This is a genomic window from uncultured Chryseobacterium sp., from assembly GCF_913776365.1.
Classification (GTDB): Bacteria; Bacteroidota; Bacteroidia; order Flavobacteriales; family Weeksellaceae; genus Chryseobacterium.
Map to the genome: position 1 here is coordinate 1 of NZ_CAJYMO010000085.1, position 12,500 is coordinate 12,500.

A 12,500-nucleotide genomic window follows, 5' to 3' on the forward strand; every position below is an offset into this window, starting at 1 on the left:
AGTTCATTAACGAAAGAAATGTTGACGTCCCGCTGAGCGTTTTCAATTGCTTTGGATGCCTCTGCCACTCTGATGCTGGATGCCTTATGGGTGCCTGCCGTAATTATTTTCCGGTACAGATCATCCACTTCCTGTGCGATCCCGGCGGTGGATCCTGAAGTAACCTTCATAACACTGGTCAGCGTATTCACTTTATCCCCCGGATTGATTCTTTCAGGAGAATATCCGATGAAAAAGTCTTCATTGAATTTCAATCCCGAATGTTTCTCCAGAACCGGGACACATTCTTCTTCTGTGCAGCCCGGGAAAACAGTAGATTCAAATATAACGATGTCGCCTTTCTTTATGATTTCTCCCAGCATCTTTGATGCATTGAGCAGCGGATTAAGGTCAGGAGCATTGTACTTATCTATAGGCGTAGGCACGGTTACGATAAAAACATTGCAGCCGGCAATTTCGCGGATGTCGCTTGTGGCCCTGTAACCGGCAGTTCCGCCGGATTCGTTGTAACGCTTCAGGTTTTCTTTAAGTTTATCGATATCAGCTTCCATGGTCATATCAAGACCTCCGTTAAGCTCATTAATTCTTTCCGTATTAATATCAAAACCCAATACCGGATAATGATGCGCAAATTCCAACGACAGAGGCAGCCCTACGTAACCTTGTCCGATAACAGCTATACTATATAATTTCATTACTTTGTGATTTTATCAAATGGATGATTTAATTACAATCTGCTATTGATAATCAATCATTTTTTTATTTCCTGTTAAATAAGCTTACCACAACGGCAATGGCAGTTACACCAATCGAAATGGCAGTCAGATAGAGCCCGGTATTAGGGTTTTGCCTTGCTGTTATTTCTTTTGCTTTATTTGACTGAACAATGACAGCATCGCCCTGCTTCAGGTAATAGAACGGCGAGTTGATCAGATTGGCATCCTGCAGGTTGACTTTCCCGTGGGTAATCTTCCCGTCTTCGGTCCGTATCACCAGCACATCATCTCTTTTCCCATACATGGTGGCATCTCCTGCAAGTCCCAGTGCATTGAGTATGGTAGCCTGTCCGTTTGCTACGATATAATCACCCTGCCGGTTTACTTCTCCGAGTACGGTGATCTTAAAATTGGCAAGTCTGATATTGACGGTTGGATTAATGACATACTGCCTTACTTTGTCCCTGATCTCAGTTTTAAGATCCACTAAAGTTTTACCTGTCGTACTGAGCTTTCCGATAACCGGAAAATCAATATCCCCGTTGCTGTCTACAATATAGGTAGGTCCTGAGATGACGGTTGCGCCCTGATTAGGCATATTGCCTCCTGCATTGGCATTGGTCTGGATAATATCAGAAGAAGAATAATTTTGATTGAAAGGTTTTACCACATCCATATCCTTTGCGGTGATCAGGATCACCAGCTGATCTCCCGTCTGTATCGTGTTGCCTGAATTTTTTGCGGAAGCTTCGATAGCCACCTGCTCAATATTCTGCATATAATTCAAGTCATTCTGGGCATTATCCTTAATCTTGCATGATACCAACAGGAGTATAGAACACAGTCCTACTATTCTACTTTTCATATTTTAAAAATTGTACAAATATACATTTTATATTTTCTATTTATCCAAAACCTCGTAAACGGAATTGTTGCTTTTAAATTCCGGGACAATGATTTTCAGAATTTTTACGACTTCAACTTTATCCCTGCTCAGAGAAGCTTTGGTAATCATGTTAACTAAGGAATCAATTTCGGAGAAGACCATGATAGGATCCTTGGATATCATAATCTTTTCATTGTGGGTAGGCAGTGTTTTGGCATCATCACTCAGAAGCTCTTCGTATAGCTTTTCACCCGGCCGTAAACCGGTATAGATGATTTTGATGTCAATATTCGGTTCAAATCCGGATAATTTAATCATCCTTCTGGCCAGATCCAAAATTTTCACCGGTTCTCCCATATCAAATACAAAGATCTCACCGCCATGTCCCATAGTACCGGCCTGAAGCACCAGTTCACACGCTTCAGGAATTGTCATAAAATATCTGACGATGTCCGGATGCGTAATCGTTACCGGCCCGCCCGCTTCAATCTGCTTTTTAAAATGCGGGATTACCGAACCGTTTGAACCCAGTACATTTCCGAATCTGGTGGTAATAAATTTGGTAACATTTCCCTCTACGTTTTGTAATGACTGTACAAAAAGTTCTGCCGCTCTTTTTGAAGCTCCCATCACGTTCGTTGGATTCACAGCTTTATCTGTTGAAACCATGACAAATCTGTTCACCCTGTATTTGCTGGATAAGGTGGCTATTATTTTTGAACCCAGTACATTCACCAGGATTCCTTCATGCGGGTTTTCTTCAACCAGGGGCACATGTTTGTAAGCCGCTGCATGGTAAACCATAGAGAAACTATAAGCCTGAAACAACGGCTCTACCCTACGCTGGTTAGAAACATCCGCCAAAACGAATTTGAACCGTATGTGAGGAAATTTATCCTTCATTTCCAGTTCGATGTCATATAAAGGAGTTTCCGCCTGATCCAGTACAACGATTAAAGCAGGATTAAATTGTGCTACCTGGCGCACAATTTCGCTGCCGATAGAGCCGGCCCCTCCCGTAACCAGTATATTTTTATTGAAATGCCTGCTTTTAACTTCTTCGTTTTCTATTTTAATAGGCTTCCTATTAAGCAGGTCTTCAATCTGCAGTGTTCTGATAGATCCTCCGAGATCACTGTCCCTAAGCTTTTGTACGGACGGCGCTTTGAATATATTAAGATCTTTTTCCAGGAATAAATTCACCCAGGAATTCATTTCGTCTTTGGACATCATTTCCTTGATGACAATAACACCATCGATCAGAAGTTCTTCCTTTGCGTGTTGCTCAATCCTGTCTTTGGAAAAAATGGGTTTTCCTAAAAGAGACGCCCGTTTGGAATCGGTTCTCTGGGTCAGAAAACCTACTACATGATACGGAAGACTGGGATTATCCAGAATGGCCCTGGCAATGGCAATAGATTGTTCATCAATCCCCAAAACAACGATTCTCTTTTTCAGCGTGCTTCTTCTGTATTCTCTTACAATATGGAAAAACTCTTTTACATACAACCTGAAAAGAAACAATCCCATGAAGGAGATAATAAAATAAAGGATAAGATAGGCCGTAAGGATAAATTTCCCTCCTGTCGTCCAGAAATAAATGATATTAATGGTGCCGATGACAAACGCCGTGCAGAAACAGGAGACCATCAGCTTGAAAAGATCTATAAAAGTGGAATGCCTGATAATCCCGGCATACGTTTTAAAAACATACATAAAGAAAACATTCGTCAGGATAATACCACCCAAGACAACAGTTTGGTCTTCGTGATAGATAAAATCCTTCTGTGTGATCTTCTCAATAATATAGGTTGAAATAAAAAGAGAGATCCATAGAATAATAATATCGATTGCCAAGATGATCCATCTGGGCAGGTATCTTACATCTGAGAGACTGACAACATTATCTCCTGCGAAAATTTTTTTCCTAAGAGATCCGTACATTGTCTTTATTTGTATTCATATATTAATTGTATAAACCCGGACTATCCGACATAATAATCCCGTGGTATTCATGCAAAATTAAAATAAAATTTCATCAGTACTTCAAATTTACAGATAATTTTTATGCCATGTCCACTATTTAAAATGATGACGTCTTTTAAAGCGTTTAAGATCAAACCTTTCTCAGAAACAATATTTTAAAAACAGAATAAAGGATGCTGAGTGTCATTTTATCGTTAAGGAAAATAAAATCCTTCAATAATTCTCCACTTTCTTTATATTATCACCAAGTACAGATATTTATACCGTAAGACATCTGTAAGGGGCACCCGGATATCATTACATTTCACCAAAAGCTTCGTTTATCTGGTCGTATTCAAATCCGCGGCCCATCAGGTATTTTATGGTTTTCGCCTTTTTCTGGTATTCCTGTCCGTTCTGTTTCGAATAATAGTCAGTGTAGATTTTCCGGATCATGTTTTCATAGTCATCTTCATAAATTTCATCAAAGCATTTGCTGATGAGTTTTTCCGAAATCTGCTTCTGCTTCAGGTTCATTCTGATCTTATTCCGTCCCCAGTGCTTAATGTAGAATTTCCCGCGGATGTAGCTTCTTGTAAACCGTTCTTCATTCAGGTAGTTTTCTTTCATCAGATAGAGCAGGATTTCTTCTTTGGCTTCATCAATCAGGAGGAATTCTCTCATCTTCTGTTCTACCTCAGCATGGCAGCGGTCCTGGTAAACGCAGTAGTTCACCAGTTTCTGCTTAATTTCCTCAAAGGTATACGATTTCTTTTCCATAATGATAAAAAAAGAATGGGCTTCCCGCCCATTCTTTTATATTCTATTCAGATGTATCTTAGTAGTTGAAGAGGGCTCTTCCTTCCATCAGTTCGTTCACTTTCTTTTTCACGGAAGCAATGGCTTCTTCGTTTTTGATGTTGTCAACAACTTCGGAGATCAGTCCGGCAATGGTATCCATATCGTTTTCTTTCAGGCCTCTGGTAGTAATGGCAGCCGTTCCCAGCCTTATTCCTGATGTCGTAAACGGAGACTTGTCATCGAAAGGGACCATATTTTTGTTGCAGGTAATATCTGCAAGAACCAGTGCTTTCTCAGTTTCTTTACCGTTTACGCCTTTGTTTCTGAGGTCTACCAGCATCAGGTGGTTGTCTGTCCCGCCGCTTACGATATCAAAACCTCTGTCAATCATCGCTTTGGACAAAGCCTGTGCATTGGACCGTACCTGTTTTGCATAGGTTTCAAATTTTGTATCCAGTGCTTCTCCGAAGGCAACTGCTTTTCCGGCAATCACATGCTCCAGAGGGCCACCCTGTATTCCTGGGAATACGGCTCCGTCCAGCACCTGGCTCATCATTTTGGTCTCTCCTTTCGGAGTTTTATGGCCATATGTATTTTCAAAATCTTTCCCCATCATAATCATCCCTCCTCTCGGACCTCTCAGCGTCTTATGCGTTGTCGTGGTAACGATATGGCAATGCTCGAACGGACTGTTCAGAAGGCCTTTTGCGATAAGACCTGCCGGGTGTGCGATATCTGCCCACAGCGTGGCACCGATCTCATCGGCAACTTCCCTGAATTTGGCATAATCCAGATCCCTGGAGTATGCTGAGAAACCGGCAATCAGCATCTTTGGCTTTTCTCTTAGAGCAACTTCCCTCATCTGGTCGTAATCAATCAGCCCCGTTTCCTGCTGAACCCCATAGGAAGCTACCTGGTACTGGATCCCCGAAAAATTCACTCCGGAACCATGGGTAAGGTGCCCGCCCATGGAAAGGTCCATTCCCATTACTTTATCTCCCGGCTTCATCACGGCCAGATAGACCGCAGCATTGGCCTGGGAACCGGAATGCGCCTGGACATTGACATAATCTACCCCGAAAAGCTCCTTCGCCCTGTCAATGGCTAAGGTTTCGACCTCATCTACTACTTCACATCCGCCATAATATCTTTTTCCGGGATATCCTTCCGCATATTTGTTGGTCAATACGCTTCCCACCGCCTTCATGACATTCTCAGAAACAAAATTTTCTGAGGCAATCATTTCAATACCATGGGTTTGTCTGTGTCTTTCCTTTTCAATCAGGTCGAAAATAATGTCCATTTTACTTTTTATTTTTGAAATTTTCCACTCCAAAAGTACGAAATTTCCCGCGAGATTCCAGCATCCCAAAACAATTTTGACCGGCAAAATATCCTGAACTGCTTGATGATAGGCTTTCCCGGAAAAAGCGGCACCAACCGCTTCTCAGCCTGTAATCATAAAATTCCCCGTAAAATCAATTGCGGGGAACAAAAAAATATGAATGAATGAAACTTAAAATCGTTCTTCAGAAAGTTCTCTGTTTACGATGGCTGCTGTAAAACTGCCCTGGGCAACGGCATTGGCTACCGACCTCATCAGGGTAACGTTATCCCCGCATGCAAAAATGCCTTCCCGGCTTGTTTTATGGAAACGATCGATGGCAATAAAGCCATGACCGGTTAATTCTAGGCCTGCTGCCTCACAGTTGATGTTCTGTTCAAACGGAATTTTTGTGTACAGGGCATCCAGCACAGCTTCACTGCCGTTTTTCATAAGGACTTTGCAGATCTGTCCGTTACGGTGAATGATCTCTTCGATTTCCTCTTCGATGAGATGAATTTCATTTCTACGGAACTGTTCCCGCTGTTCCTCGCTGAAATCGGGTTCTCCATTCGTAAATACTGTTAAATTCCGGGTAAGATTGAACACCAGCATTGAAATTTCGAATGCCGCTTCACCATTGCAGAGGATTCCGGTTGCCCTGTTCCTTATTTCGTAGCCATGGCAGTAAGGACAGTGAATAATGGACCTGCCCCAGCATTCTGCGAATCCCGGTATTTCAGGACAAATATCTTTCACTCCTGAAGCCAGAATGATTTTCCGGGCAGCCAGGAACTCACCGTCACCGGTTTCCACCTCAAAACCTTCCGGATGTCCGGAAATCCTTACGGCAGTTGCCTGCCTGAATTTTACCGTATCGTATTTCATGACCTGCTCTCTGGAAATCCCGGAAATTTCACCGGGTGTTTTCCCGTCCTGGGTAAGAAAATTATGTGAATACGGGGTGTGGCGGTTACAGGGTTTTCCGTTGTCAAGAACCAGTACCTCCCTTAAGGATCTGCCCAGTGACAGGGCCGCAGACATCCCGGCATAGCTTCCTCCGATAATGATGACATCCAGTGCATTTCCCATAATTCCTTATTGATGTATCACAAAGCTAAAAACAAAATTACCTGTGCGGTATGATTACAATTGTAATTTTTATCAGGAGAAAGATTAAAGGAAACAGGGAAAAGGCATTCGGTTCCATTATTTCCGGAAGCATTCAGCCTGCACAAAACCAGACAGGAAATGAACGGAAGACGGTTGGGCTGATCCGGTAATCAGGCTGTAAAATCCTGAAATTCCATTTCTTTTTCCAATATTGAAATTTTTCCCGACCAGTACCTGACTCTCTCTTGTTTATCAGGAAATTCAGTTTCATTCATCAGTCGGCATTCTGCCAGCCGGCTCCTGTATTTTTCAAGTTTTTCTTTGAGATATTCTTTATAATCGTTCTCATTTTGCGGGATATAGCCAATGCCGCTACAGCCGCAGCTGTAGAAACTTTTACCGATCCTGTAGAGGCTTTCGATGATGCTCCATTCTTTTACAGCCGTCTTTTTGGGAGCTTTGAAATCATATCCCAGATCTGCCATCAGGCTGCCGCATTCAGGACATTTTACAGAACGGTTTTCCATGCTGTCCATTGCTTCCTCAAGTCTGGCATCCTCTTTCCTGTAAAGAATGCTCTCGCTTTTGCCTGCGGAAATTCCGGTAAGTTCTTTTCTCAGCCTTGCACGGATATCGTACAGACTGCTTTGTTTAAACGATTTTCGGCACCGGAAACAGCCGTAATGGCGTTTATAGGTCTTGCCGGAATATCTGCACATAAAAATGTTTATTAAGGATTCAAATGTAATATTATTTTTTAAACGACTGAAAATTTGTCATTTCCCGTTAATCTGTAAAAAATCCCGGAAGAAAACTCCCGGGACCTCCGTCTTACAACGTATTGTTCAGTTTATTATTTTTTTGTTTTTTCCTTCAGTTCCTCTTTGTCTTTATCGGAAGGGTTCCAGACTTTAATTTCCGAATCTTTTGTGATCTGCGACCCCGGAAGCACCTGCACGTTGATGCCGTCGCTGGCCCCCAGTTTCACATACACCTTTTTAAATGTACCGTCCTTCTGCTTTGCTTCCACGAAAGGGATATCCTTCCCGTTTTTCTTTTCATACTGTACCAGGGATTCATCCAGCAGCAGCGCATTTTTCTTTGAGCTCAGCACAATTTCGCCGTTGGCAGAAAATCCGGCCCTGATGTATTCGTTATCCGGGTTATAAACATCCCCTTCTACCGGGAATTTGATGGTTCCGTTATTGTCTTTCCCTTTCGGGGCGATCATGGTCAGCTTTCCCGGGAATGTTTTGTTCTGAAGGGCTCCGATAACAATGTTCATCTCCATCCCCTGTTTCAGCTTACCGGCCTGCGCTTCATCGATTTCCCCCTGGAAAATCAACGAATTAAGATTGGCGATGGAGCAGATGGTGGTTCCGGCATTAAATGAGTTGGCTTCAATCACCTGGCTCCCCACTTTTACCGGGACTTCCAGTACGGTTCCCGATGCTTTGGAGCGGATCTGCGTCGTTGCCAGTCCCTGGAGTTCCGGGGTAGCGCCTGTTTTGGCGATCTGTAAGGTTTTGCGGGCCGTTACCAGCTGCTGGTTTGCGTTTTTAAGGGCCTGCTGCTGCGTGTACAGCTGCTGCTGGGAATTCAGGTATTCCTGTTTTGAAATCACCCCCTGCTTATACAGTTTTTCCTGCATCGCATACTGGTTCCGCATATTTTCCACATTCATTTTGGCATTGCTGATCTGAAGCTGGGCATTCTGAACGTTCTGCTGGGCATTGTTCACTTCCGCAAGGTTGGGTACGATCCTCACTGTGGCAATCAGCTGGCCGGCCTCTACCCTGTCGCCTTCATCCACGAGAATCTTATCGATGATCCCGGCAATGTTGGGTTTGATCTCGATTTCTTCTTTCGGAATGATTTTACCGGTAGCCATCACTTTATCGTCCATGTTCTGGATGGTCGGCCGCCGCGTGAGGAACGCTTCACTCTGTTTCGAATTCGAGCTGACCATATACCTGATCCCCGAGAATAAAGCCACCGCAAATAAAAGCCCCAAAACGATATAAACGGCTTTTTTCCAAGTGAATTTCTTTTTCATATGCATAGTTTATTTTTCAATTGTATCATTATTCTGTTCTTAAAGCCTCAATCGGGCGTATCTTTACTGCCCGCTGTGCCGGAATCATTCCGATGATGAGCCCGAGGATCACCATTACGGCCATGGCGGCAAAGACGTTCCCGTAATTTACGCTGGGATTATAAAAAGGGAATGAGTCCTGTCCCTGGGTCAGCATGTTTAAAATCATCAGCACGAAAATCCCGAACATAAAGCCCAGGAGCCCCGATGAAAGGGTGATCACCACACTTTCCAGCAGGATCTGGTTTCTTACTTCGGAAGGCTTCGCTCCCAGGGCCCGCCGGATCCCGATTTCCTTTGTTCTTTCCTTTACGGTAATCAGCAGGATATTGGAAATGGCAATGACCCCCGCCAGAATCGTTAAGGTTCCTACAATAATGGTGAGGAGCTGCATCCCGCTGAGGAAACCGGTAAGCTTTTTAAATTCCTTTCCCAGGTTGAAGCTGCCGAAGGCATTGGTATCTTCCGGAGAAACTTTGTTTTTTACTTTCAGTTCCTGTTTTACGCCTTCTTCCACGGAATTCACATTGGCATCCGGCTTACTGACGATGGCAAACATATCAATCTGGTCTGCTGCATTGTACATTTTCGTGTAGGTGGAAAGCGGGATAAATACCGTCTGGTCATTTTCAAAGCCGCCGCCTTTTTTTACCCTGAACACGCCGATCACATTGAAGAAAATGCCTTTGATGTTAATGGATTTCCCCAGCGGGTTCTCATTCTTCTTGGCATCAAAGAAATTTTTATAGATTTCCTCTCCTATGACAGCCACACTTTTATTTCCCGAAACATCGGCATCATTAATATACCGGCCGAAAATCAGCTTTTTTTCAGAAATCCTGTTTCCTACAGGATAATCTCCGGTCAGGGCGTAGGTTCCGTTTTTACCGTTTCTCGACATGGATTCTCCCGGTGTCCCGGTAAAGCTTCCCCTGGAATTCTGCGGCGAAATATAATCGATACTGGGGATTTTACTTTCCAGCATATCAATATCCGAAAGCCGCAGGTGAACAGGCCTTCCTTTCGGAAAACCTTCGTAAGGGATAGAGGTATTCTGTGCCCACAGGAAGATGGAGTTGGTGGCAAACCCGGAAAACAGTTTATCGAAGCCGTTTTCCATTCCTTTGGCGGCTCCCAGCAGGCTTACATACAGGAACATTCCCCAGCCTACCCCGATCATGGTAAGGAAAGTCCGCAGCTTATTATTTTTCAGTGAATAATAAATTTCCTGCCAGGTATCTTTTTTAAATAGAATGTTCATTTTAAACTGTCACTTTTTTAATATTGTCAATAGTTAATTCCTGCGGGTCAATGGTCAATTTCTTAAGTACTCTTAAATTGACCTGCACTGCAAAATTCATTCGCGGAGCGAAATTCACCATTTACTTTTTGTCAATGTTCAATTCCTGCGGTCAATGGTCAATTTCTTAAGACACCCTTAAATTGACTTGCAAAGCAAAATTCACTTGCGGAGCGAAATTCACCATTTACTTTTTGTCAATGGTCAATTCCTGCGGTCAATGGTCAATTTCTTAAGGCACCCTTAAATTGACTTGCAAAGCAAAATTCACTCGCGGAGCGAAATTCACCATTCGCCATTCATCATTCCGTTCTCAGCGCTTCAATCGGTTTGATCTTCGATGCCCTGTACGCCGGGACAAATCCGGCGATCAGGCCTGAGAATACCAGTGCGATGAAGGCCAGCAGGATGGTTCCCCAGCCCACACTCGGATCTTTGATAAAATACGCTTCCAGGCTGTCGCCGATCAGGTGCAGCGCGAGTACTCCCAACCCGACGCCTATAAACCCCGAAATCACGGTAATGACAACGCTTTCCTGGACAATCAGAGCCACAATACTCCGCGGTTTGGCACCGATCGCTTTCCTGACCCCGATTTCCTTTGTTCTTTCCTTTACGATATACACCATAATATTGCTGATCCCGATAATTCCTGCCAGCAGCGTCCCCATCCCGATGAATGCCACGATGGCCGTCAGTACGGCCATGAAGGTAAATGTATCGTTCATATTCTGCGCATTGTTCCAGACCCTGACTCCGTTCTCATCATCGGGCGAGACATTTTTACGGGATTTCAGCCTTTCCTTGAGTTGATCACCATAGGCAATGGCCTGCTGGGGATTCAGCTTCTCATCATAGGCAATGTATACGGTACTGATGGTATCTGAACCTTTCTTCATCTGCTGCAGCGTGGAGATCGGAACGGTGATGTGCCGTTCATCCCGGTCACCGCCATCGTCAGAGAACACCCCGACCACCTTGAACATAATTCCGTTGATATCAAGCTCTTTTCCGATCGGGCTTCCGTTCTTGATCAGGTCACGCTGTACCATCCTTCCGATAACGGCTACATTCTGTTTCCTCTCCAGGTCTCCCGGCGAGAGGTACCGCCCTTCCAGGACTTTCCGGTTTTCAATATATTGTTCACCCGTGCCGGCCCCGTTGATCTGGTAATTTCCGCTCTCTTTTCCGTATTTCACCAGCATGCTGGAAGTATACCGCGGCGTTGCATTCCCTACTTTCTGTTTATCGACATCCACCAGAAAGTCATAATCCTCATTATTCAGCGTTACCAGGCGGTCAGACTGCAGCCCTTTATAGGCCACGGTAGTTTTTCCTGTAAAAATGGAAATCAGGTTCTGGGCATCCTGCGCAAAACCCTGGGTAAAAGCATTCTGAAGTCCTGTGCCAATACCGAAAAGCACGATAAAGATAAATAATCCCAGTGCCACGGTAAAGCCAGAGAGTACCGTCCGCAGCACATTGCTGCGGATGGAACTGAATATTTCCTGCCAACGATCGAGATCGAACATATGTTTAAGTTTGAAGCGGGAAACGGCTGAGGAAGCCCTTATCTCTTTCCGCTGGTTTATTTTATGTGTTTATAACTTTCTATTTTGCCAATGGCCGGTTCCTTCAGACCAATGGCCAGCTCTATTCTAAAATTCACTCGCGGAGCGAAATTTACCGTTCACTTTTTGTCAATGGTCATTTCCTGCGGGTCAATGGTCAATTTCTTAAGGCACCCTTAAATTGACTTGCCAAGCGAAATTCACCGTTCACTTTTTGTCAATGGTCAATTCCTGCGGGTCAATGGTCAATTTCTTAAGTACCCTTAAATTGACTTATACAGTAAAATTCAACATATATACCTTACTATTTCAGCATTGCACTTAACAATATAAACGTTGTTTTTAATGTTTTTCCAATTTTTTCCAAGTCCTGCAATTCCATATAACCCGTTTCTATTATCATATCAAAACAGGAATCTATTTCTATAACTGAACCTCTTGCTATTTCAAAATATCTCTTTCTCTCCTGCTCTGATCTTCTTGAGCATCCTTCCGTAATGTTCAGCACTACTGATGTCGATGCTCTTCTAATCTGATCCGTAAGATTAAATCTTTCGCTGTCAGGAAGCTTCACAATAATTTTATAACATTCTATTCTTAACTGCCTTGCATATTTATAAACATCCAGCTTATAATGGTTAAGTTCTAAAAACATTTTTTCCTATTTGTATTTTAAAGTGTCTTTCAATTTGCTCCAAGTTGACTTGCAGAGCGGCATTTACATTGGTC

Annotated in this window: 12 protein-coding genes; 1 reads left to right on the forward strand and 11 read right to left on the reverse strand. The window is 43.4% G+C overall.

Features of this window, described 5'->3' with window-relative positions:
• The 6 genes from QZ735_RS04390 to QZ735_RS04415 form a co-directional block, all read right to left on the reverse strand.
• Positions 1–695: nucleotide sugar dehydrogenase (locus QZ735_RS04390; protein ID WP_294244715.1), on the reverse strand; the 695-nt coding region annotated here is incomplete at its 3' end.
• A gap of 64 nt (positions 696–759) precedes the next feature.
• Complete coding sequence (locus QZ735_RS04395; RefSeq protein ID WP_294244719.1) at positions 760–1,581, reverse strand: polysaccharide biosynthesis/export family protein; 822 nt, start codon at positions 1,579–1,581, stop codon at positions 760–762.
• A gap of 36 nt (positions 1,582–1,617) precedes the next feature.
• Complete coding sequence (locus QZ735_RS04400) at positions 1,618–3,546, reverse strand: nucleoside-diphosphate sugar epimerase/dehydratase (protein ID WP_294244722.1); 1,929 nt, start codon at positions 3,544–3,546, stop codon at positions 1,618–1,620.
• Positions 3,547–3,885: 339 nt separating this feature from the next.
• A complete protein-coding gene (locus QZ735_RS04405; protein WP_294244724.1) occupies positions 3,886–4,347 on the reverse strand; it encodes a regulatory protein RecX in 462 nt (153 codons plus the stop codon).
• 58 nt (positions 4,348–4,405) lie between these two features.
• The gene (gene glyA, locus QZ735_RS04410) at positions 4,406–5,671 is read right to left on the reverse strand and encodes a serine hydroxymethyltransferase (protein ID WP_294244727.1); all 1,266 of its coding nucleotides are present in this window, start codon (positions 5,669–5,671) and stop codon (positions 4,406–4,408) included.
• A 213-nt stretch (positions 5,672–5,884) separates the two neighbouring features.
• Complete coding sequence (locus tag QZ735_RS04415) at positions 5,885–6,784, reverse strand: NAD(P)/FAD-dependent oxidoreductase (protein ID WP_294244730.1); 900 nt, start codon at positions 6,782–6,784, stop codon at positions 5,885–5,887.
• A gap of 50 nt (positions 6,785–6,834) precedes the next feature.
• Between QZ735_RS04415 and QZ735_RS04420 the strand changes: the two genes are divergently transcribed.
• Complete coding sequence (locus tag QZ735_RS04420; protein ID WP_294244733.1) at positions 6,835–6,975, forward strand: hypothetical protein; 141 nt, start codon at positions 6,835–6,837, stop codon at positions 6,973–6,975.
• Here the strand turns inward: QZ735_RS04420 and QZ735_RS04425 are convergent, their stop codons facing one another.
• The 5 genes from QZ735_RS04425 to QZ735_RS04445 form a co-directional block, all read right to left on the reverse strand.
• Complete coding sequence (locus QZ735_RS04425; protein WP_294244738.1) at positions 6,976–7,524, reverse strand: hypothetical protein; 549 nt, start codon at positions 7,522–7,524, stop codon at positions 6,976–6,978.
• A gap of 134 nt (positions 7,525–7,658) precedes the next feature.
• Positions 7,659–8,861, reverse strand: coding sequence for an efflux RND transporter periplasmic adaptor subunit (locus QZ735_RS04430; protein WP_294244741.1), 1,203 nt, complete (start codon positions 8,859–8,861; stop codon positions 7,659–7,661).
• Positions 8,862–8,889: 28 nt separating this feature from the next.
• Entirely contained in the window at positions 8,890–10,161 is a 1,272-nt protein-coding gene (locus tag QZ735_RS04435; protein WP_294244744.1) for an ABC transporter permease, read from the reverse strand.
• A 341-nt stretch (positions 10,162–10,502) separates the two neighbouring features.
• A complete protein-coding gene (locus QZ735_RS04440) occupies positions 10,503–11,732 on the reverse strand; it encodes an ABC transporter permease (RefSeq protein ID WP_294244747.1) in 1,230 nt (409 codons plus the stop codon).
• 343 nt (positions 11,733–12,075) lie between these two features.
• Positions 12,076–12,426: a four helix bundle protein gene (locus tag QZ735_RS04445; RefSeq protein ID WP_294244750.1), complete on the reverse strand. Its 351-nt coding sequence runs from the start codon at positions 12,424–12,426 to the stop codon at positions 12,076–12,078.
• Positions 12,427–12,500: the final 74 nt, after the last annotated feature.

Excerpts from the sequence above, each read along its gene's own strand:
- QZ735_RS04395 (WP_294244719.1), bottom strand. The coding sequence starts at position 1,581 with ATGAAAAGTAGAATAGTAGGACTGTGTTCTATACTCCTGTTGGTATCA.
- QZ735_RS04400 (WP_294244722.1), bottom strand. The coding sequence starts at position 3,546 with ATGTACGGATCTCTTAGGAAAAAAATTTTCGCAGGAGATAATGTTGTC.
- QZ735_RS04405 (WP_294244724.1), bottom strand. The coding sequence starts at position 4,347 with ATGGAAAAGAAATCGTATACCTTTGAGGAAATTAAGCAGAAACTGGTG.
- glyA (WP_294244727.1), bottom strand. The coding sequence starts at position 5,671 with ATGGACATTATTTTCGACCTGATTGAAAAGGAAAGACACAGACAAACC.
- QZ735_RS04415 (WP_294244730.1), bottom strand. The coding sequence starts at position 6,784 with ATGGGAAATGCACTGGATGTCATCATTATCGGAGGAAGCTATGCCGGG.
- QZ735_RS04420 (WP_294244733.1), top strand. The coding sequence starts at position 6,835 with ATGATTACAATTGTAATTTTTATCAGGAGAAAGATTAAAGGAAACAGG.
- QZ735_RS04425 (WP_294244738.1), bottom strand. The coding sequence starts at position 7,524 with ATGTGCAGATATTCCGGCAAGACCTATAAACGCCATTACGGCTGTTTC.
- QZ735_RS04430 (WP_294244741.1), bottom strand. The coding sequence starts at position 8,861 with ATGAAAAAGAAATTCACTTGGAAAAAAGCCGTTTATATCGTTTTGGGG.
- QZ735_RS04435 (WP_294244744.1), bottom strand. The coding sequence starts at position 10,161 with ATGAACATTCTATTTAAAAAAGATACCTGGCAGGAAATTTATTATTCA.
- QZ735_RS04440 (WP_294244747.1), bottom strand. The coding sequence starts at position 11,732 with ATGTTCGATCTCGATCGTTGGCAGGAAATATTCAGTTCCATCCGCAGC.
- QZ735_RS04445 (WP_294244750.1), bottom strand. The coding sequence starts at position 12,426 with ATGTTTTTAGAACTTAACCATTATAAGCTGGATGTTTATAAATATGCA.